This window comes from Croceicoccus bisphenolivorans (assembly GCF_001634625.1).
Classification (GTDB): Bacteria; Pseudomonadota; Alphaproteobacteria; order Sphingomonadales; family Sphingomonadaceae; genus Croceicoccus; species Croceicoccus bisphenolivorans.
This window is the reverse complement of sequence record NZ_LRSE01000008.1, coordinates 44797-65517: the sequence shown is the minus strand read 5'-3', so window position 1 is coordinate 65517 and position 20721 is coordinate 44797. Positions and strand designations below refer to the sequence as shown.

General features: G+C 64.3%; 21 protein-coding genes. 9 read left to right on the top strand and 12 right to left on the bottom strand.

Annotation, left to right across the window (positions count from 1 at the left end; all coding sequences use genetic code 11):
* Positions 1 to 3: 3 nt before the first annotated feature.
* Both coaBC and dut read left to right on the top strand, forming a co-directional pair.
* On the top strand, positions 4 to 1251 hold the full coding sequence (gene coaBC, locus A7A77_RS10370) for a bifunctional phosphopantothenoylcysteine decarboxylase/phosphopantothenate--cysteine ligase CoaBC (protein ID WP_066557322.1): 1248 nt from the start codon (positions 4 to 6) through the stop codon (positions 1249 to 1251).
* Positions 1244 to 1729 carry a dUTP diphosphatase gene (dut, locus tag A7A77_RS10365; RefSeq protein ID WP_066557319.1) on the top strand — a complete coding sequence of 162 codons (486 nt, stop codon included), beginning with the start codon at positions 1244 to 1246 and terminating at the stop codon, positions 1727 to 1729. Before coaBC ends, dut begins: the two co-directional genes overlap by 8 nt.
* A gap of 163 nt (positions 1730 to 1892) precedes the next feature.
* Here dut and A7A77_RS10360 read toward each other — a convergent pair whose 3' ends face one another.
* The 4 genes from A7A77_RS10360 to secB all read right to left on the bottom strand — a co-directional run bounded on the left by A7A77_RS10360 (position 1893) and on the right by secB (position 6213).
* Positions 1893 to 2579, bottom strand: coding sequence for a DUF4136 domain-containing protein (locus A7A77_RS10360; protein WP_066557316.1), 687 nt, complete (start codon positions 2577 to 2579; stop codon positions 1893 to 1895).
* A gap of 209 nt (positions 2580 to 2788) precedes the next feature.
* Positions 2789 to 3805 (bottom strand): tryptophan--tRNA ligase, encoded by a 1017-nt coding sequence (gene trpS / locus A7A77_RS10355; RefSeq protein WP_066557313.1) that lies wholly within the window; start codon positions 3803 to 3805, stop codon positions 2789 to 2791.
* 228 nt (positions 3806 to 4033) lie between these two features.
* Positions 4034 to 5623 (bottom strand): murein biosynthesis integral membrane protein MurJ, encoded by a 1590-nt coding sequence (murJ, locus tag A7A77_RS10350; protein ID WP_066557310.1) that lies wholly within the window; start codon positions 5621 to 5623, stop codon positions 4034 to 4036.
* Between the two features lie 32 nt (positions 5624 to 5655).
* A complete protein-coding gene (gene secB, locus A7A77_RS10345; protein ID WP_066557619.1) occupies positions 5656 to 6213 on the bottom strand; it encodes a protein-export chaperone SecB in 558 nt (185 codons plus the stop codon).
* Between the two features lie 280 nt (positions 6214 to 6493).
* Between secB and A7A77_RS10340 the strand changes: the two genes are divergently transcribed.
* The 3 genes from A7A77_RS10340 to A7A77_RS10330 are packed head-to-tail and all read left to right on the top strand — an operon-like array spanning position 6494 to position 8919.
* Positions 6494 to 7177, top strand: coding sequence for a Tim44/TimA family putative adaptor protein (locus tag A7A77_RS10340; protein WP_066557307.1), 684 nt, complete (start codon positions 6494 to 6496; stop codon positions 7175 to 7177).
* Positions 7178 to 7186: 9 nt separating this feature from the next.
* On the top strand, positions 7187 to 8326 hold the full coding sequence (mltA, locus tag A7A77_RS10335) for a murein transglycosylase A (RefSeq protein WP_066557304.1): 1140 nt from the start codon (positions 7187 to 7189) through the stop codon (positions 8324 to 8326).
* A complete protein-coding gene (locus A7A77_RS10330) occupies positions 8323 to 8919 on the top strand; it encodes a Smr/MutS family protein (protein WP_066557301.1) in 597 nt (198 codons plus the stop codon). The genes mltA and A7A77_RS10330 overlap by 4 nt, the downstream gene beginning before the upstream one ends.
* A gap of 10 nt (positions 8920 to 8929) precedes the next feature.
* On the opposite strand, the gene A7A77_RS10325 is transcribed toward A7A77_RS10330, so the two are convergent.
* The 4 genes from A7A77_RS10325 to aroC form a co-directional block, all read right to left on the bottom strand.
* Positions 8930 to 9544, bottom strand: coding sequence for a Pr6Pr family membrane protein (locus A7A77_RS10325; protein WP_066557297.1), 615 nt, complete (start codon positions 9542 to 9544; stop codon positions 8930 to 8932).
* 84 nt (positions 9545 to 9628) lie between these two features.
* Entirely contained in the window at positions 9629 to 11242 is a 1614-nt protein-coding gene (gene ahpF / locus A7A77_RS10320) for an alkyl hydroperoxide reductase subunit F (protein ID WP_066557295.1), read from the bottom strand.
* A 106-nt stretch (positions 11243 to 11348) separates the two neighbouring features.
* Positions 11349 to 11915, bottom strand: a complete 567-nt coding sequence (ahpC, locus tag A7A77_RS10315) for an alkyl hydroperoxide reductase subunit C (RefSeq protein WP_066557292.1) — start codon at positions 11913 to 11915, stop codon at positions 11349 to 11351.
* A 200-nt stretch (positions 11916 to 12115) separates the two neighbouring features.
* The gene (gene aroC, locus A7A77_RS10310) at positions 12116 to 13186 is read right to left on the bottom strand and encodes a chorismate synthase (protein ID WP_066557284.1); all 1071 of its coding nucleotides are present in this window, start codon (positions 13184 to 13186) and stop codon (positions 12116 to 12118) included.
* A 106-nt stretch (positions 13187 to 13292) separates the two neighbouring features.
* Here aroC and A7A77_RS10305 point away from each other — a divergent pair, with 106 nt between their 5' ends.
* The 3 genes from A7A77_RS10305 (at position 13293) to A7A77_RS10295 (ending at position 15241) form a co-directional block, all read left to right on the top strand.
* Positions 13293 to 13640, top strand: a complete 348-nt coding sequence (locus tag A7A77_RS10305; RefSeq protein ID WP_066557281.1) for an ArsC family reductase — start codon at positions 13293 to 13295, stop codon at positions 13638 to 13640.
* 50 nt (positions 13641 to 13690) lie between these two features.
* Positions 13691 to 14500 (top strand): siderophore-interacting protein, encoded by an 810-nt coding sequence (locus A7A77_RS10300; protein ID WP_066557278.1) that lies wholly within the window; start codon positions 13691 to 13693, stop codon positions 14498 to 14500.
* A gap of 63 nt (positions 14501 to 14563) precedes the next feature.
* On the top strand, positions 14564 to 15241 hold the full coding sequence (locus tag A7A77_RS10295; RefSeq protein WP_066557274.1) for a DUF2059 domain-containing protein: 678 nt from the start codon (positions 14564 to 14566) through the stop codon (positions 15239 to 15241).
* Positions 15242 to 15253: 12 nt separating this feature from the next.
* On the opposite strand, the gene A7A77_RS10290 is transcribed toward A7A77_RS10295, so the two are convergent.
* Both A7A77_RS10290 and ubiG read right to left on the bottom strand, forming a co-directional pair.
* Positions 15254 to 15883, bottom strand: coding sequence for a DUF4259 domain-containing protein (locus A7A77_RS10290; protein WP_066557273.1), 630 nt, complete (start codon positions 15881 to 15883; stop codon positions 15254 to 15256).
* Positions 15884 to 15935: 52 nt separating this feature from the next.
* Positions 15936 to 16685, bottom strand: coding sequence for a bifunctional 2-polyprenyl-6-hydroxyphenol methylase/3-demethylubiquinol 3-O-methyltransferase UbiG (ubiG, locus tag A7A77_RS10285; RefSeq protein WP_066557272.1), 750 nt, complete (start codon positions 16683 to 16685; stop codon positions 15936 to 15938).
* Positions 16686 to 16741: 56 nt separating this feature from the next.
* On the opposite strand from ubiG, the gene A7A77_RS10280 reads away from it, so the two are divergent.
* Positions 16742 to 18007, top strand: a complete 1266-nt coding sequence (locus A7A77_RS10280) for an aspartate kinase (RefSeq protein ID WP_066557270.1) — start codon at positions 16742 to 16744, stop codon at positions 18005 to 18007.
* A gap of 63 nt (positions 18008 to 18070) precedes the next feature.
* Here the strand turns inward: A7A77_RS10280 and A7A77_RS10275 are convergent, their stop codons facing one another.
* Together A7A77_RS10275 and A7A77_RS17865 are read right to left on the bottom strand one after the other, a co-directional pair.
* Complete coding sequence (locus tag A7A77_RS10275) at positions 18071 to 20224, bottom strand: TonB-dependent receptor (RefSeq protein WP_066557265.1); 2154 nt, start codon at positions 20222 to 20224, stop codon at positions 18071 to 18073.
* Positions 20225 to 20353: 129 nt separating this feature from the next.
* The gene (locus tag A7A77_RS17865; protein ID WP_156500516.1) at positions 20354 to 20524 is read right to left on the bottom strand and encodes a hypothetical protein; all 171 of its coding nucleotides are present in this window, start codon (positions 20522 to 20524) and stop codon (positions 20354 to 20356) included.
* Positions 20525 to 20721: the final 197 nt, after the last annotated feature.

Sequence of the window (20721 nt, the reverse complement as noted above, 5' to 3'; positions counted from 1 at the left end):
GCCATGGACGCAGGAAACAAGATACTTCTGATCATCGGCGGCGGCATTGCCGCCTACAAGTCGTGCGAACTGGTGCGCCTGATCCGGAAGGAAGGCGGCGAAGTGACTTGCGTGCTGACCGAGGGCGGGGCGAAGTTCGTGACGCCGATGACGCTGGCTGCGCTGAGTGAAAACCCCGTTCACACGACGCTCTGGGATCTGAAGAACGAGGCGGAAATGGGCCATATCCAGCTCAGCCGCGAAGCCGACCTTGTCGTCGTGTGCCCGGCGACGGCGGATCTGTTGGCCAAGATGGCCACCGGCGTGGCCGACGGCCTTGCCACGACGCTGCTGCTGGCAACCGACAAGCCGGTGCTGGCCGTGCCCGCGATGAACGTGAAGATGTGGGAGCATCCGGCCACGCAGCGAAATGTCGCACAGCTTCGCGAAGACGGCATTCGCGTGATGCAACCGGACGAAGGACCGATGGCCTGTGGCGAATTCGGACCTGGGCGCCTGCCCGAACCGGAAGCGGTGATGGCCGCGATCCGAAGCTTTCACGCACCCGATCCGCTGGCCGGCCAGCCCGATTTCGCGCCGGAGGCCCATCGCGGGCTTTACGGCAAGCATGTTCTCGTCACCGCCGGGCCGACGCACGAACCGATCGATCCGGTGCGCTATATCGCCAACCGGTCGAGCGGGAAGCAGGGCTTCGCCATTGCCGCCGCCGCTGCCGCCGCCGGGGCGCGGGTTACGCTGGTGGCCGGGCCGGTGCAGCTGGAAACGCCGCCGGGGGTGGACCGTGTGGACGTGGAATCCGCGCGAGAGATGCTGGCTGCGGTCGAAGCCGCGCTGCCCGCGGACATTGCAATCATGGTTGCCGCCGTTGCCGACTGGCGCGCCGCCGATGCTTCGGGGCAGAAGATCAAGAAGGACGGTTCGGGCGAGGTCCCGCCGCTGGCGCTGGCCGAGAATCCGGACATCCTTGCCACGCTGGCGAAATCGCAGAGCCGCCCGCGCCTGCTGGTCGGCTTTGCGGCAGAGACCGAGCACGTGGTCGATCACGCCACGGCCAAGCGGGAGCGTAAGGGTGCGGACTGGATCGTGGCCAACGACGTTTCGGGTGCCAAAGGGCAAAGCGTGATGGGCGGCGATGCCAATACCGTGCATATCGTTACCGCATCGGGTGTCGAAAGCCTGGAACCCATGCCAAAGCCGCGCGTCGCCGCAGCACTGATCGACAGGATTGCCAAGGAAATCGCCAATGCATGACCGCCAGCCCGTACCCGTTCCCGTAAAGCGGCTGGAGGGGAACGACGATCTGCCGCTTCCCGCATATGCCACCGACGGCGCGGCGGGGATGGATGTCGTCTCTGCCGAAGATCGCGTGCTGGAACCCGGCGGGCGGGCTGCGGTCGCCACCGGCATCGCGATGGCGATCCCCGATGGTTACGAAGTGCAGATCCGCCCGCGTTCGGGCCTTGCCCTCAAACACGGCATTACCGTTGCCAATGCGCCGGGCACGATCGATTCCGACTATCGTGGCGAGCTGAAGGTGATTCTCGTCAACCTCGGCCTGGAGCCATACGAGATCCTGCGCGGCGACCGGATCGCGCAAGCCGTGCTCAGCCCCGTCGTGCGGGCAAGCTGGCTGGAAGTCCACGAACTGGACGAGACGGTGCGCGGCGAAGGTGGTTTCGGTTCCACCGGATTCGGCGCGGCCAGCGTGGAGCCGATCAGGCCCGAATAGACCGGATTGGGCCGAAAAAGGCCCGGTCGCCCCTCAAATCTCGGTGGCCTCACGGGTGGAGGCTCTTATGCGACCGGACAGTCGTAGGACAGGCGTGGCGGCCTGCCCCGGGGAAACTCGAAAATCGAAATGGGCCGGGAAATTGCTTCCCGACCCACAAGGTTCAGTTGACCTTCTTCACTTTCTTTTCGCGATCTTCCGGTGCAATCGAGATGCGCAACGTCTCTCCCGAACGGCCTGGGAAGTCGGTGAACATCGCGTCTACCAGATTGGGTACGAGGTACTGCATGCGGTTGGAGCGCGACACGGCCTCGGCCTTGCCTTCGAACAGACGCTCGCCATCGACGCGGCGGTCGATCTTCATGTCGATGCCGCTGGTGTAGATGGTGTAGCTGCGCACGTCCGGCCCGCTGTCGAAGAACGGATCGTACCAGCCGTAGCCCCACGCGGAATGGCGGTAATACGGGCGATAGAAACCATAGCGGCTATAAGGTCCGTACCACGGGTCCCAAAACGGGTCGCGGCCATACCCGGTGGTCACGACCTTCTCGCGCCCGCTGTCGACGCCATAGTCGAAGCGGACGAGCAGGTCGGCGTTTTCGGGCGAAGCCTGCGTATAGCCAAGCTCGGCCATCTCCGCCTCGACATAGTCGGCGTATTGCGCGAACTCGAGCCCGCCGGCCAGCGCCGGATCGTCGGCGACGACGGCAAAGGTCTGGCCCGCCGGTGCCGGCAACTGCGTCTGGAAACGCGACACGTCCGCGTTGAACGGGGTGGCGCAGGCGGCAAGTCCGGCCATAAGCAGCGGAGCCGCAGCCAGCTTCATCGCGCGCATGGCATTGAACTTCATTTCAAACCCTCCAAAACGTGGCGTTGCCCGTCTGCATTGCAGTCAAGATTGCGGACCGATGATTCGGTCAGGGCAACGCGAATAATGCACGTCTTATGGCGCAAAGGCCATGAACCGGGTTTGAATATCCGGATTAACAAATGTCAGAATGGCACAGATTTTGAATAGCTTGCCGCGCCCGTTGCAGAGCGCGGCAAGCCTGAAAGGGCTCAGCGCAAAAGGCCAAGCGCCTCGTACGTCTTCGCAAGAGTGCCTGCGGCCGCATCGCGTGCCTTGGCAGCGCCGGTGGCCAGCTGTCGGTCCAGTTCGGGCGTGTCCTGTTTCAGCTCGTTGAAACGCTCGCTGATCGGGCGCAGCGTTTCGACCAGCAGTTCGCCCAGCGCGGGCTTGAACTTACCGAACCCCTCGCCGCCATATTCGCCCAGCACCTGCGCCACGGACTGGCCCGAAAGCGCGCCGTAGATCGCGACGAGATTCTTCGCTTCGGCCCGGCCTTCCAGCCCGGCTTCTTCCGAAGGCAGGGGTTCGGGGTCGGTCTTGGCCTTCTTGATCTTCTTCATCACCTCGTCCGCATCGTCGGAGAGGTTCACGCGGCTCATTTCCGACGGGTCCGACTTGCTCATCTTCGCAGTGCCGTCGCGCAGGGACATGATGCGCGCAGCTTCTGGCGGGATGAACGGTTCGGGCAGGGTGAAGACGGGCGCTTCCTCTTCACAGAAGTCGTTGTTGAACTTCTGCGCGATGTCGCGGGCCAGTTCGAGATGCTGCTTCTGGTCGTCGCCCACGGGAACGTGGGTCGCCTGATAGAGCAGGACGTCGGCAGCTTGAAGCACGGGGTAGGTGAACAGCGCCACCGAAGCCCCCTCGCGGTTCTTGCCCGACTTGTCCTTGAACTGGGTCATGCGGTTCAGCCAGCCCATGCGCGCCGTTCCGTTCAGCAGCCATTGCAGTTCCGCATGGGCGGGAACCTGCGCCTGGTTGAACAGGACGGACTTTGCCGTGTCGACACCGCAGGCCAGCAGCGCGGCGGCCATCTCGCGGGTGTTCGCGGTAAGCTCGGCCGGCGTGTGCGGCATCGAGATCGCATGAAGGTCGGCAAGGAAGAAGAAGCATTCGCCGCCGTTTTCGGCGATCTCGTCCTGCATCCGCACCCAGTTGCGGATGGCACCGAGGTAGTTGCCGAGGTGGAGATTGCCGGTGGGCTGTATGCCCGAAACGATACGCATGGCTTTGGGACTTTCTGGAAATCTGGTCAGGAAGGTGGGGCCGCATGCAAAGCGGCGGGCGCATCAACGCCTCAGTATGTCCAACCAAGCCATCGCCAGGCCGCCCGGCCGCGTACCGCAAAGCGGCGCGGCCTGATCAGGAGCGCTTCGGGGCATCGGCGCGTATAGGCAAGGGAAACCCGTTCCATGGCCAGTGCCCTTATCACATCATTCGCGGGTTTGAACCCTCTAGTTGGCAGGCTTGGCCGGGCGCTTGCGGCGAAGCTGGGCGACAAGATCCTTGTCGATCGCGCCGACGAACCACGCGACGGTGAAGAACACGGCCATCCCCGCCAGCACCAGTGCGGAAAGCGACCACACGCGCTCTATCACGTTGCCACCGTAGCGATCGGCCATCAACGGCACGAGATACCACAGCGCCGCGCCCATCGCTGCCGATGCGAAAAGCTGCCGCGCAATGCGCCCGGCCAGCTTGGCCGTGAAGTGGAACCAGCCGCGGATCTGCAGGATGGTATAGAGCGTGACCACGTTGAGCGTTGCCGTGAACGCCGTTGCCGCCGCCAGCCCGACGATGCCGTAGCGCGGCACGACGTAGAAGTTGATCGCGATGTTGATCGCCAGCACCGCCGCCGCGACCCAGACGGGTGTGCGCGTATCTTCCCGGCTGAAGAACGCGGGCTGGAACACCTTTACCAGAACATAGGCGGGCAGGCCCGCGACCAGTGCGATGACGATGTCGCCCATGATCAACCCGTCCTGCGGCGTCATCTTGCCGCCGACGAAGAACGCGGTGGTGAAGGCCGGTGCGCAGATCGCCAGCGCGACGGCAGCGGGCAGAGTGAGCAGGGTGCCCATTTCCACCGCATTGGCCTGAAGCCGCTGCGCCTCTCGCATATCGCCGGTCTGGATATGGCGGGCCAGCATCGGCAGGATCGCGGTGCCCAGCGCAATGCCCACGATGCCCAGCGGCATCTGGTTCAGCCGGTCGGCCAGCTTCAGCAGGGTGAGCGACCCTTGCGGCAGGGTCGTGGCGAAGAACGTGTCGACGAACTGGCTGATCTGGTAAACGCCGGCGCCGAAAGTGGCGGGCAGGATCAGCATGCCCAGACGCTTTATTTCCGGCGTGATCTTCGGCGTCGTGATTTTCAGCCGCACGCCGGCGCGGCGCGTTGCCCACCACATGTAGCCAAGCTGCACCACGCCCGCGACGGGCACCGATATGGCCAGCGCCGTCGCGATGTCGGCATCGCTGCCGCCGTTGTGGCCAATCCAGTATCCGGCGGCCAGGCCGGAGATCAGCGTCAGGTTCAGCAAGACCGGCACGAAGGCGCCCGGCGCAAATTTGGACCGCGCGTTGAGCAGGCCCGACAACATCGCGACGAGGCTTACCAAACCGAGGTACGGGAAGGTGATCCGGCTGAGCATCACCGACAGTTCGTACTTGCCCGGCACTTCGCGATATTCGCTGGCCAGCAGGTAGACGATGCCCGGCATCGCCAGCATGGCAATGGCGGAGAAGCCCAGCAGGACCCAGACGAAGATCGCCAGCACGTCCTGCGCGAAATGGTTCGCCGCTTCCTCTCCGCCGCCGTCTTCCGCGTGCAGGCGGCGCGAATACATCGGCACGAAGGCGACCGAGAACGCCCCTTCGGCGAAAAGCCGCCGGAACGTGTTGGGCAGGATGAAGGCCAGCTGGAACGCGTCTGCCGCCAGCCCTGCGCCGAGAACGCGGGCCAGGAGCATGTCGCGGGCAAAGCCGAACACGCGGCTTAGCGCGGTCAGCCCCCCGATCGTGCCGACGTTCCTGACGAGGCTCATGCGACCCGCCGCGTCCGCTGGCTATCTATGCCTCAGGCCTCGCCGGTGGGCGGGGTGCTGCCGAAATCGGCGGCGGGGTTCGCGCCCTCGGCCTGGCGCTGCTGCAGCTGCTGGATGTAGATGCCCTGGAAATCGATCGGGTCGAGCAGCATCGGCGGATATCCGGCATCGCGCACGGCATCGCTGATGATGCGGCGGGCGAAGGGGAACAGGATGCGCGGCGCTTCTGCGAACAGGAACATGTGGCCCTGTTCAGGCGCGACGTTGCGCATGCCGATCAACCCGCAATAGTCGAGGTCGACGATATAGGCGGTGCCTTCGTTCGCCTTGGCCGTGACGGTGATCTTCAGCGTCACTTCGTGCACTTCGCCGTCGACCGGATTCGCGTTGATGTTGAACTGCACGTCGACGTTCGGCTGGCCGGCCCACTGGTAGCTGCGCGGCGCATTCGGATTTTCGACCGACAGGTCCTTGATGTACTGCGAGATCAGCCCGATCGCGGGCTGGTTGTCTGCGCCGTTGGGCTTAGGTTCGTTGCCGGCGTTCGCATTGTCGCCAAGATCGGTGATGATGTTGCCTTCGTCGGCCATGATTTCTTTCGCTTCGAATGGGTTATCGGACGGGCACACCGGATATCTGGACCGCAAGGGCGCAAGGTCCGGCGCGCAATGGTTGGGCGGTTAGCACCCGCGCGGGCGGGCGGCAACCGGCTCGAACGGCCTGAAAAGCGAAAAGTGGCGGGATACGGACCGGTTTACGACGGTTGTCGAATTGTGTTTCATGCCTATTTGGGGCAGGTTCACCTTTCGATGCCATAATGGTGTCACACACTGTTATGGTGCCACACGTACGCAACGGGACAGATCCCAAGTGATAGTCGAAATCGTCATACTCGCCATGATCGCCGCCTTTCTGGGGCTGCGCCTCTATTCGGTGCTCGGTCGCAGGGCAGAGCATGAGGAAGAGACGCTGATGGGCCATCTTCCGCGCACCGCGGAACCGTCCCGCCCCGCGCAGGGCGAAAACCGGTCGGAAAACGGCCCTGCACGCGTTGTCGACCCTTCGGGCGCGGCGATGGACCGTGCACTGGCCGGCGTGCCGATGGGCGCACATCGCGCCATCCGCGAAATCGCCTCTGCCGACCGCCGTTTCACACCCGCCGCCTTCATCGAAGGGGCGCGGACTGCCTATGGCATGATCCTCGAAGCGTTCTGGAACGGCGACAAGGAAACGCTGAACCAGCTTTGCGACGATGACGTCTATGCCAGCTTTGCCGCTGCCATCGACGCGCGCGAAGCTGCGGGCGAAGTGGTCGAAAACCGCCTGATCCGCATCAACGAGGCGGAAATCAGCAGCGCCGACTTCGATTCGCCGATGGCACGCATTACCGTCCGCTTCGCCGCCGATATCGCCGCGATGACGAAGGACAAGGACGGCAACATGATCGCCGGATCGCTGGACGACGCCATCGAAAGTCACGACGTCTGGACTTTCAGCCGCAAGGTCACCGCGATGCGGCCCGACTGGCTGCTTGACGAAACCGACGAAGGTTAAGCGACACCGATGATGCGGGGCCTGCGCCGGATCGCAATCGCGCTCGGCGCGGGGATGCTTGCGTCTTGCGCCGTGCCGCCTCCGGAGGAAGCGCCGCCGTCGCCGGAACCGACCAACGCGGTGGAGGCGGGGATGGCGCCCGGGCCTGCGATCACAGGGCTTGCCCTGACGCGCGAGGATGCAGAGGCGGCGCGGCTGTCGTTCATCGAATCCTGTCCCAAGCTGCTTGCCCGCAACGATGCCAGCGGGATCGCCGCGTTCTGGACACCGGCTTGCGAGGCTGCTCCGGCATGGGGCGGCGATCCGGCGGGATTTTTCGCGGCCTATTTCGAAACCGCGCAGGTCGGGACGGGCGAGGCATTCCTGACCGGATATTTCGAACCGCAGATCGCAGGCGTTCGCGAAAGGCGCGAGGGATATGACGTGCCTGTCTATGCGATGCCCTCCGACCTGATTCGCGATCCAGAGTACTCTGGCGAGGGGCGTGGTCCGCTGGGCCGCATCGACGATAGCGGCGCGTTCGTGCCCTATCACGAGCGGGCCGAGATCGTGGCCGGTGCGCTGGACGGAAAGACGCCCGTCATCGGCTGGGCGAAAGATCCGGTCGACTTCTTCTTCCTGCAAATCCAGGGTTCGGGCCAGCTGATCGGGCCGGACGGCAAAGTGCTGCGCATCGGCTATGCCGGTCAGAACGGGCGCGAATATGTCGCTATCGGGCGCACCTTGCGCGAACGCGGCGTCTTCGCGCCCGGAGAGGCGACGATGCAGGGGATCGTCAACTGGCTGCATGCCAACCCTGACGAGGCGGACGCGGTGATGAACACCAACAAGTCGTGGGTCTTCTTTCAGGAACTGACCGGCGACGGGCCGTTGGGTGCGCTGGGCGTGCCGGTGCGCGCCCGTGCCAGCGTTGCCGCCGATCCGAAATTCATTCCGCTGGGCGCGCCGGTCTTCATCGACGCCGAACACGATGTGGCCGATGGCCTATGGATCGCGCAGGATACCGGCGGCGCGATCAAGGGCGCAAACCGCTTCGACACGTTCTGGGGCGCGGGCGAGGAAGCGAAGACGATCGCCGGCGGCATGAGCAGCAGTGCCAGCGCGCTGATCTTCCTGCCGAAGGGAACGCTGGCGCGGCTGGCGCAATGAAGCCGCCCAAAGGCATAGTGCATCCCCGAACGCCCGACGGGCTCAGCGAAGAGGAAGCCGTGCTATGGGCCAAGGTGGCAAGCACGGTGACGCCGTTGAAAGAGCGGATGACCCGACTGGCAATCGCACCGGTCAAGGTCGCGCCGGTCGTGCCCGTACCGCCGCCTGCAAAGAAGGTGAAAGGCCGCGTGCCAACGCCCAAGGCGCCACCCGTGCCGCCTCCGCCGCCGCCATCGACCGGCATCGATTCCCATTGGGAGAAGCGGCTGTCGGGCCGGATGCTCCAGCCCGATTTCACGCTCGACCTGCATGGCCATACTCTGGATCAGGCGCACCGGCGGCTGGACATGGGCCTGGCGCAGGCCAAGGCCATGGGTGCGCGCGTCGTCTTGCTGGTGACGGGCCGGCCGCGCCCTGTCGATCCGGCGGACCGGGGCGAAAGGCGCGGGGCGATCAGGGCCAAGGTGCTCGACTGGCTGGCGGCAGGGCCGCACGGATCGGATATCGCCGCCATTCGCAATGCCCAGCGAAGGCATGGCGGGGAAGGGGCGCTATACCTGATCCTGCGCCGCACCCGCGGGGGAGCCGGCTGACCTTTGGCGACTAGGCCAGCGAGTGGCGGCGCGTTCGGGCAACGGCCACGAATACCGCGCCGACCACCGCGAAGATCGCCGCCAGCACCGCGACATTCATCATCAGCATGGCCCAGCCGATCACCGGCAAATCGATGAAAGGATAGGGATAGATGCCGGACATCGCGCCGCGCACCAGCGCATAGGCGCAATACGCAATCGGCCACGGCAGCACCCATGCCAGATCGCGCCAGACGACGCCGGGCGTTCCGCCGAACAGTACCCACCACACCACGGTCAGCAATGGGATCGCGGTGTGGAAACCCCGATCGGTCAGCAGGTCGAGCCCCGAAAGGTTCTGCAGGTCGGCCAGTACCGCGTGGTACACTATGCCCACCATCGCGATCGCCGTGACCATCGCCAGCATGAAGCGATGGCCCGGTACGCGCCCGATGCCGACACGCAGCATCGCGACGACGACCGCCGCGTTGGTCAGGATCGTGAAGAATCGGGTGAGGACGAGCATCGCGCCGACGAACGAACCGGTCTTCCCGATGCTCAGCACGATCTGCAACGCAAACAGCGCAAGGCCGATGGCGGCGATCACGCTGGCCGAGATGCGGGCTGCCGGAACGATGCGCGTCATGACCGCAGGTTTAGCGCAGGCTTCGCCGCCGGCAAATGCGAAAAGGGCGGGGCCGGTGTGTTGCCGGTCCCGCCCCGTTTCATGTCAGGCGACTTGCGCTTCGTGCGTGGCGGCGCCTTGCGCGATTTCCTCCGCCGGTTCGGTGCGGATCAGGTAGTCGAATGCGGACAGAGCCGCCTTCGATCCTTCGCCCATCGCGATCACGATCTGCTTGTAGGGCACCGTGGTCACGTCTCCTGCCGCGAAAATGCCGGGCAGGTTGGTGGCCGCGCGCTCGTCGATCTCGATCTCGCCGCGGTTCGACAGGGCAAGGCCGCTGTCCTTCAGCCACTCGGTATTGGGGACAAGGCCGATCTGCACGAATACGCCTTCGAGCGGGACGGTGTGTTCCTCGCCGCTCTCGCGGTCCTTGTAGATCAGGCCGTTCACTTTCGATCCGTCGCCGGTGATCTCCGTCGTCTGGGCAGAGACGTGGATGTCGACATTGGCGAAGCTGCGCAGCTTGTCCACCAGCACCTGGTCCGCGCGCAGCTTGGCGTCGAATTCGATCAGGGTGACGTGGCCGACGATATTGGCAAGATCGATCGCTGCCTCCACGCCGGAATTGCCGCCGCCGATCACCGCCACGCGCTTGCCCTTGAACAGCGGGCCGTCGCAGTGCGGGCAATATGCCACGCCCTTGGTCTGGTACTCCGCCTCTCCGGGCACGCCCAGCGAACGCCAGCGGGCGCCGGTCGAAAGCACGAGGGTGCGGGCCTTCAGCGAAGCGCCGTTCTCGAACTCGACGGTGTGGTAGCCGCCGGGCTGCGACGCGGGGACCAGCTTGCTGGCGCGGACCGGCTTCACGACTTCGATGTCGTATTCGCCGATGTGCGCTTCCAGCTGCGCGGCCAGTTTCGGCCCTTCGGTGTAGGTCGTCGCGATGAAGTTCTCGATCCCCATCGTGTCGAGCACCTGCCCGCCGATGCGCTCGGCCGCGATGCCGGTGCGAAAGCCCTTGCGCGCCATGTAGATCGAGGCTGCCGCGCCTGCAGGCCCGCCGCCGACGACCAGCGTTTCGAATGGAGCAATCCTGGCCATTTCTTCCGCCATGCGGTCCGCCGCGCCGGTGTCGACCTTGGCAAGGATCTCTTCCAGCCCCATGCGGCCACTGGCCCACATCTCGCCTTCCTTGAAGACGGCGGGAACGGCAAGCACGCCGCGTTCCTCGACCTCTTCCTTGAAGGTGCCGCCTTCGATCAGGGTGGCGGTGACGCCCTTGTTGAACAGGCTCATCAGGGTCAGCGCCTGAACGACGTCGGGGCAGTTGTGGCAGGACAGGGAGAAATACATCTCGAAGTTGTGCGTGCTGGAAAGGGCCTTTGCCTGTTCGACCAGCTTCTCCTCTACCTTCGGCGGGTGGCCGCCGGCCCAGAGCAGGGCGAGAACGAGAGAGGTGAATTCGTGGCCCAGCGGAACGCCTGCGAAAGTCACGGCGACATCGTGGTCGCCGGCGCGGCGGATGGTGAAGCTGGGCTTACGGGCGTTGTCGCCATCGAAGCTGGCGGTGACCTTGTCGGACAGGCCGGCGATCAGTTCCAGCAGTTCGCGGGTTTCGGCCGATTTTGCTCCGTCGCCAAGCGAGGCGACGAGCTCGATCGGCTCGCGCAGCATGCCGAGATACTGCTGCAGCTGCTGCTTCAGGTTGGCGTCGAGCATCGGAAATTCTCCGTATTCAAAAGACAAAGCGGCCCGGGGCGCGGGAATGCACCCCGGGCCGCATCATGTGTCGTGGCCCCTCAAGACGAGAGACGAAGACTGTAACTTAGATCTTGCCGACGAGATCCAGCGACGGGGCGAGTGTTTCGGAACCTTCTTCCCACTTCGCCGGGCAGACCTGGCCGGGGTTGTTGCGCACGTACTGTGCCGCGCGGATCTTGCGGACGAGTTCGTTGGCATTGCGGCCGACGCCTTCGCAGGTGATTTCCATGATCTGGATCACGCCATCGGGATCGACGACGAAGGTTGCACGATCGGCAAGGCCGGAATCTTCACGCAGCACGCCGAAAGCCTTCGACAGGGTGTGCAGCTGGTCGCCAAGGAAAGCGTACTTGATCTTGTTGATCTTTTCCGAGGTGTCGTGCCATGCCTTGTGGCTGAAGTGGGTGTCGGTCGACACGCCGAACACTTCCACGCCCATCTGCTGCAGCGTTGCATAGTGCTCGCCAAGGTCTTCCAGCTCGGTCGGGCAGACGAAGGTGAAGTCGGCCGGGTAGAAGAAGAACACCGCCCACTTGCCCGCGATGTCGGCATCGGTGACGTCGAAAAAGTCCTTGCCGGTCTGGAACGCGGTTGCCTTGAACGGCGTGATCTTGCTGCCGATGATACCCATTACGTAAAGTCTCCTGTGAGAGTGAATTCGTTGACGGTGACCAGATAGGTTGCGGCGCACCAAATCCCAAACGACAAATGCCGAACAGTTTGATCGATTTAATCAATCAAGGCGAAATGATCGATTTTTGCGATGAATCAATGACCTGCCCGCGCACTTGTATCAGCGGGCGGGTTCCTGCCTGAATTGGGGCGATTCGATCAGCGACCGGTTTGGGCGCGGTGCAGCATGAAGTGATCGGCCAGCACAAGCGCCATCATCGCTTCCACCACCGGCACTCCGCGAATCCCGACGCAGGGATCATGGCGCCCCTTTGTGACGATTTCGCTGGCGTGTCCGTCGCGGGTAACGGTGGGAACCGGGATCAGGATCGAACTGGTCGGCTTGAACGCGACGCGCACGCGCACCGGCTGTCCGGTGGAGATGCCGCCCGCAATGCCGCCCGCGTGGTTCGCCTCGAACTGCGGGCCGTCGTTGCCGGGGGTCATCGGATCGGCGTTCTGTTCGCCGCGCAGCGCGGCGGCGGCGAAACCGTCGCCGATCTCCACGCCCTTTACCGCGTTGATGCCCATCATGCCGGCGGCAAGATCGGCGTCCAGCTTGGCATAGAGCGGCGCGCCCCATCCGGCGGGCACGCCCGTCGCTTCGCATGTCACCACCGCGCCGAGCGAGGAGCCGGCCTTGCGTGCCTCGTCCACCAGTGCTTCCCAGCGGGCAGCGGCGGCGGCGTCGGGGCAGAAGAACGGGTTCCGGCCGATCTGCGCCGCGTCGAACTTCGCTTCGTCGATCGTATCGCCGCCGATCGCGCTGACCCAGCCGCGGATCTGCACGCCCGGGATGATTTTCCTCGCAACCGCGCCAGCCGCAACGCGGGCTGCCGTTTCGCGCGCGGACGAACGCCCGCCGCCGCGATAGTCGCGCAAACCGTACTTCGCGTCATAGGCATAGTCGGCATGGCCGGGGCGATAGGCCTTGGCGACTTCGGAATAGTCTTTAGAGCGTTGATCGGTATTCTCGATCATCAGGCTGATCGGGGTGCCCGTTGTCTGCCCTTCGAACACGCCCGAAAGGATGCGCACCTCGTCCGGCTCCCGCCGCTGCGTGGTGAAGCGGCTGGTGCCGGGCTTGCGCGCATCGAGGAAGGGCTGGATGTCGGCTTCGGACAGTGCGATCTGCGGCGGGCAGCCGTCGACAACCGCGCCTAGCGCAGGTCCGTGGCTTTCGCCCCAGGTGGTGAACCGCAGCACGCGGCCGAACGTGTTGAAACTCATGCCCAGTCCCTCTGTTCGGGGCCCCTTTGCGCGCCTATTCGGCGGATTGCGCGCAAATGTCCAGTTGCTAGAGGGGCGTTTCGAGCAAGCTACGAAAGGCCCGACGATGAGCGTAACCGTTTACGGCATTCCCAATTGCGACACGGTGAAGAAGGCGCGCAAGTGGCTGGATGAGGCCGGCGTTGCCTATACCTTCCACGACTACAAGAAGCAGGGCGTGCCCGAAGCGAACCTGCGCCGGTGGGTTGCGGACAAGGGGTGGGAGCCGGTGCTGAACCGCCGCGGCACGACTTTCCGCAAGCTGGACGATGGCGACAAGGCCGACATCGATGCGGCAAAGGCGGTGGCGCTGATGATCGCGCATCCGTCCACGATCAAGCGGCCCGTGGTCGAACATGACGGGGGCCTGCTGGTGGGTTTCGATGCGGGCGAGTGGAGCGCGGCGATACAATAAATTACGCACATTATCTTGCGAGCGGTTCGCAAGTTTCCCATCTGTCGCGCATGGAGAAAAACGAAAAGACAAGCACGCCGGTCGAGGCGCGCGCACCCCGCCCCGCCCCCGCCGCCTACACGGTGCTTTCCCGCAAGCGGCTTACGCCCAACATGCTGCGCATCACGCTGGGCGGTACCGCGATGGCGAAACTGGCCCCGGATTGTGAGGGCGGTTATTTCAAGCTGCGGTTTCCGGACGGGGGCGAAGGCAAGGCGCCGGTCCGTTCCTACACCATACGCCATCAGCGGCCCGATTCGGTCGACGTCGATTTCGTGGTGCATGGCGAGGGCGGCCACGCCGGACCGGCGGTGGAGTGGGCGAGCGTCGCCGCGCCGGGTGACGAGATCGAGGCCGGCGGCCCGGGCCCTGCCAAGCGGCTTCCCGAAGGCATGGATCGTTACCTGATCGCCGGCGACATGACCGCGCTCCCCGCCATCGCGGTGAACCTGGAGCGGTTGCCTGCCGATGCCCGCGGCATCGCCGTGATCGAGGTGCAGACCGAAGACGACATCCAGCCGATCGCCCATCCAGACGGGATCGACTTGCGCTGGTTGCTGAACCCGCATCCCGGCACCCGCCCGGACCTGCTGGCAGAGGCGCTGCGCGAGGCGGTTGGCGCCAGCGCGGCGGGCGGCAGCGGTAAAATCTATGGCTGGGCAGCGTCCGAATTCGCGTCGATGCAGGCGCTACGCACCTATCTGCGCGACGAGTGCGGGCTGGACCGCGATCATCTCTATGTTTCCAGTTACTGGAAGTATGGCGCGGACGATGATGGCCACCGCGCCGCAAAACAGGCGGATGCCGCACTCGCCGGATGATTTTCATTTCCCCTTAGCGACTTGGGCTCTAGAACCGGCGTCGGATCACGAAGGGGAGTTATCATGAAGTCCATCATCCGCAGCGCGGCGGCACTTGCCATTGCCTGCGCCGCCATGCCTGCCGCAGCGCAGGATAGCGCGAGTGCAGAGGCTGCCGAAACCACCGTCGACTACCTGTTCCCGGAAGGGACGTACGAACGGATGATGCGCGGCACGATGGAACAGATGACCGCGCAGATGATGGATTCCATGATGGACATGCCGCTGCGCGAGATGGTCGGGCAGATGGGCTTGCCGGAGGAAGATCTCGCGAAGATCGGCAAGGGTTCGATGCGCGAGATGATGGACATCCTCGACCCGCATTTCGACGAGCGGATGACCCTTACCAACTCTGTCATGATGAACGGCATGGTCGACGTGATGACGACGATGGAACCGGCCATGCGCGAAGGGCTGGCCGAAGCCTATGTCGGCAAGTTCACGGCAACGGAACTGGCAGAGATGAACGCGTTCTTCGCCACGCCCACCGGCACGAAATATGCCGAAAACGCCATGATGATCTTCATGGATCCGAAGATGATGGCGAAGATGCAGGAATCGATGCCGAAGATCATGGAGGCGATGCCCGCCCTGATCGGCAAGGTGCGCGATGCAACATCCCATCTGCCGCCGCCGCGCAAACCGGAGGACCTGACCGAGGAAGAGCGCGAGCGCTTCATGGGGCTGGTCGAGGGCGAGTAATCTGCCCTCCTGCTAGCGCAGGTCGAATTTCCAGTTCTGGACCATGTGCCGTGGGTGCAGCTTCGCGTTCAGGCACTTGAGGTGGCAATAAAGCCCCTGTTCCGAGAACAGGCCGTCGCGCGTGGAGTAGTCGCGAAAGCCGAGGTAGAACATCTCGCCTTCGGCCATCCCCTCGTCACAGAAGACGCAAGGGGTGATCGGTCCGGCCTGCTTCTCGACTTCTTCTTTCGTGGGGCGGTCCCAGCTCATGTCTGGGTTCAACCTGTCGACAAGGGCGGTGATCGCCCTGCCGAATTCCTCGCTGCCTGCCTCGTCCTCGCTCCACAGGTCGAGCAGTTCGGACTTGCTCATCACCCGAGATACGCAGTTGCGGGCCATCTCGATCAGGTCTGGCGAAGGTTCTTTGCCCGACAGCATTTCCCGAAGCTCCTCGGGAACGTCATCGGCGATGCGCCCCATCATCGTGGCGACGGCTTCGGCAGCGGCGATCACGCGGCTGGCATCGTCTGCGTCCAGATCGGTCATGCCGTCGAACGGCGGCAGGTCGGTGAAGACCTTCCCGACATCGTCGGCGCTTGCCAGTTCGTCTGCCCAGTCGAGCGCCGTGTCATTCTCGAAACTGCCCGCACCCCATGCACCCATCGCGCTTCCCCTGCTTGCGATTGATCAGGACAAAGTGCCTAGCCGATGATGGTTACTGCCGGGTTGCCGTGACGATATAATTGAGCTTCAGATCGTCTGACAGGTGCAGGCCTTTCATCGCGGTAAAGGCAATGCCCCTGGGCGTGCCCATGTCCAGCCCGGCTTCTGTCAGCAGCTCGCCCATCTCCTCCGGCGTGATGAAATCGTCCCAGTCGTGGGTGCCGCGCGGGATGTGGCCCAGCATCTCTGCCCCGTCGACCAGCAGCAGTTTCGAAGCGGCGGTGCGGTTGGGCGTGGACAGGATCATCAACCCGCCGGGCGCCAGCCGCGCGGCCAGTTCCCGCACGAAGAGTGCCTTGTCCGCGACATGCTCGATCACTTCCATCGAGGTGACGAGATCGAATTGCCCCGCCGGCAGTGAGGCCAGTTCGCCCGCGTGATAATCGATCGAGAGACCCATGCCATCGGCGTGGAGCCGCGCCGCAGCGATATTCTCGTGCGCGGCATCGACGCCAGTCACGGCCGCGCCCAGCCGCGCCAGCGGTTCGCACAGCAGCCCCGCACCGCAGCCGACATCGAGCGCGCGCTTGCCTTCCAGCGGTTTTCGCCCGGCGACATCGGTGCCGAAATGCGTGTCGACATGATCGCGCACGAATGCCAGCCGCACCGGGTTCAGCTTGTGCAGCATGGCGGACGAACCCTTCGGGTCCCACCACTGCGCTGCCAGCTTGCCGAAGTGTTCGGCCTCTTCGGGGCGGATCGTGAGCGATCCGGTTTCGCCAGTTACAGTTGCGCTTGTCATGGACTGTCCCTAACAGCGCGCCCAAAGCGATTCCAGTTGATAAGGGAGCGAGCCCAGTGGCCCGCATCGTGATGAAATTCGGTGGCACCTCGATGGCGGGGACGGAACGTATCCGTCGCGTCGCCAATATCGTGCGCCGCCAGCAGGCAGCCGGACATGAAGTTGCCGTCGTCGTTTCCGCCATGGCGGGAGAGACGGACCGGCTCGTCAACTTCTGCCGTGAAGCGAACCCGCTTTACGATCCGGCCGAATATGACGTGGTCGTGGCCAGCGGCGAACAGGTGACTGCGGGCCTTCTCGCGCTCACGCTGCAGGCGCTGGGCTGCAAGGCGCGTTCGTGGCTGGGCTGGCAATTGCCGATCCACACCGACAATGCCCATGCCAAGGCGCGCATCGGCGAGATCGAGGCCGACGCCGTCATCGCATCGATGCAGGCGGGCGAGATCGCGGTGATCCCCGGTTTCCAGGGCATCGGTGAAGATGGCCGCGTGGCAACGCTGGGCCGTGGCGGTTCGGATACCAGCGCCGTGGCGATCGCGGCGGCGGTAAAGGCCGATCGCTGTGACATCTATACCGACGTCGACGGGGTCTACACCACCGACCCGCGCATCGTTGCCAAGGCCCGCAAGCTGAAGGCCGTTACGTTCGAGGAAATGCTCGAACTCGCCTCGGTCGGCTCGAAAGTGCTGCAGACCCGTTCGGTCAGCCTTGCCATGAAGGAAGGCGTGCGCGTGCAGGTCCTCTCCTCGTTCGTGGACGATGACGCGCCGCTTGCCGACGACTTGCCCGGAACCCTTATCGTGAGCGATGAAGAGCTCGAAGGAATTGAGATGGAAAGCCAGCTGATCACCGGCATCGCTGCCGACAAGAACGAAGCGAAGGTCATCCTGACCCGCGTGCCCGACAAGCCGGGCGCAGTGGCGCAGATCTTCGGCCCGCTGGCCGCAGCCAGCATCAACGTCGACATGATCATCCAGAACGTCGGCCGCGAAAAGGGCGAGACGGACGTGACTTTCACCGTGCCCAGTGCCGACCTCGTCCGTACGCAGGCGCTGCTGGAAGAGCACAAGGAAACGATCGGCTTCAACCGCATCATCACCGATCCCAAGGTCGCCAAGATTTCCTGCGTCGGCGTCGGCATGCGCAGCCACGCCGGCATCGCGGCCACGATGTTCCAGGCGCTGGCCGATCGCGGCATCAACATCCAGGCGATCAGCACCAGCGAAATCAAGGTTTCCGTCCTGATCGACGAGGACGAGACCGAGCTGGCCGTGCGCGTCCTGCACACCGCTTATGGGCTGGACCAGACCGAAACGGCCTGATCGCAATTCGACAGCACGTGAAGGGGCGGCTGGTCTATTGGGACCGGCCGCCCCTTTTTGTATCTAGAGGCTGAGCCGCGCGCTCAATTTTAAGTTGCGGCCAGCCAGCGGAACGAAATCCTTTGTAAAACTGGCGTGGCGGCGGCCCTCTGCATCGAAAAGGTTTTCGACTGCGGCGATCACGGTGAAATTTTCCGCCCCGCGCATCGGCTTCCAGGCCAATGAGGCATCGACCATGGCGAAGCTGCCGGTCTCCGTCTCGTAACTGGCGACGCGTTCCTGCGCCGCGTTCCATTCAACGCCGATGCGCGCGTCCAGTTTCTCCGATTTGCCGACCAGAGCACCGCCCAGCGCAAGCGGAGGAATCTGCGGTACGGGCGACCCGTCGGCAAGCGTTGCGCGGGTATAGCTGCCCTGCAACTCGGTGGAGATGGCGAAGGCGCCCGCGCGGCCCATTGGAATGTCCGCCTCGGCCTCGAACCCGTAGTAGTCCGCGTCCTGTTGCTGTTGGGCGTAGACGGGCAAGCCGTCCTGTTCGTCGGGGGTTGCGGCAAGATAGACGTAGTTGTCGAACCAACTGGCATAGCCGGTGAGCGACAGGTTCACGCCTGCCACCTGCCCACGTACATAGCCTTCGAGACCCAGCGCGGTTTCCAGCGCGAGATCGGGATCGCCGATCTCGTACTGTTGGGTCGCCGCGTGCGGACCGTTGGCGAACAGCTCCTCTGCCGTCGGAATGCGAGCCGTTCGGCTGGCATTGAGGCCGAAGCGAAGCCCCCGGTCGGTTTCATGCCAAGCGCCGATCGCGCCCGACACAGCATCGAAACTGCGGGAGAGGGAGACGTCGGGCGCCTTGGCCGTGCCGTGTTCGAAGCGGCCCGCGAATTCGATCGTGACCGGACCGGCGCCAACTTCCTGCAGGGCGAACAGCGCGTATTGTTCACTGCGGTTGGCGGGTACGAAGGCTTCCGCGCCGATGGCTTCGAGGTTGCGGCGGAAGTATTGCGCGCCGACAGTGCCGTTCCAGTTGCCGCTTTGCCGTTGGACCAGTTCCAGGCGACCCTCGACCCCGTCAACGAAGAAGCGGGTGCCTACTTCGTCGCCTTCCATCTCGACGTGTTCGTAATCGCTGTAGCCCCAGCGCGTGTTGATTTCCGCGAACGGCCCGCTGTCGAAGCGAAGCCCTGCGCGAAGGTCGGCGCGTTTTTGCCGCAGGTCGATGGCGACGGGGCCTTCCTCTTCCTCCATCTCGGCCTCATCCCCGCCTTCATCGCCGTGGGCGTGTTCGACGCCGGGGCGGGTGGGGACACCGTAGTAGGTATCGTAGAGCGAGACCGAGGCCCCGATTTCCGCGCGGTCGCCGATCCATGCAAGGCCCGCGCCTGCCGACTTGGTTTCGGTCGCACTGTTCGGCAGGACGCTATGGGCATCCGCCATCTCGCGCAGTTCGGCGGCGTGGCCGGGGTCTTCACTCTCGTCCTCTGCCGCTTCGGCCAGAACTTCTGCGCGCAAGTCGTCGGACAGCAGGCGACCGGCGACGTGCAGATCGTCGGTCTTGCGCCACGAACCGTCGGCGTGGACCACGAAGCCGCTACCCAGCGGCAGGTCGATAGAGGCGCCGGCCTCCCGCGTGTTTGACGCACTGTCGATAGAGGCAAGAGCGTCGATGTGCACCGGCTCTTCCGGTACGCGGCGTGGGATGCGTTTGTCGATGACGTTGACCGCGCCGCCGATGGCCGAGCTACCGTAAAGCAGCGTGGCGGGGCCGCGCAGGACCTCGATCCGCTGGGCGGTCAGCGGGTCCACCGAAACGGCATGGTCGGCAGAGGCGTTGGACGCATCGATCGATCCGATGCCGTCTACCAGCACCCGCACGCGGTCCCCCGAAAAGCCGCGCAGGATGGGCCGCGATGCGCCCGGCGCAAAGCCCGATGCAGTGACGCCCGGCAGACTTTCGAGCACTTCGCCGATCTGGCCGTCGAGATTGCGCTGCAGGTCGGTTCCGCCAAGCACGCTCGTGCCTGCAAGGAAGTCGATCCTGCCGATGCCCTGTGCCGTGACGACGATGCCGTCGTGGAAATCGTCGTCACCGGGATCGGAGCGAGAGGAGGGCTGCGTTGCGTTCGGATCGGCTTCCCGCGCCGATGCGGCAGAAGCGGTTACGATGGTTGAGGCAAGGGCGGCGGCGATAAGAAGCCGATATGAATGATATAACATTACATCGCCAATAGCGATGCACTTTCAAAGGTCAAGCGCGAACAGCTGCGCGGCGACAGATCGCTCTGTGTCGACGACAGGGTGACAGGTCAGTCGGGCCGGAATCTGCGTCAAGGCCGACGGGCATCGTCAGGCAGCTGCCGGTCCCATCAGTTGCAGAACCAGGCCGCACAGGCCCAGGCCGAACAGGATCGTTCCGCCCGCTTGTGATGCCATGCGCTTGGTCCGGTCCTTGGGTAGCGGCAGGAACCAGAGCACGAAAGCGCCTGCGGCAATGACCAGTATCGACAGGGTGACCATTCAATCTCTCCCGTATCTATCAACGAAGTGTGACAGATCGCGGTTTCGAAAGAGTTCACGAACAGGGTGAATGATGGCAAGCCATTGACTTGCATACAAGAACCTCCCCGCACCTTGCAGTACGGGGAGGCGGCCGGGTCACCTTGGGGGATGGATTGCCCGCCGCTAATGGGGGGATGCGACGGGCAATCCAGGTT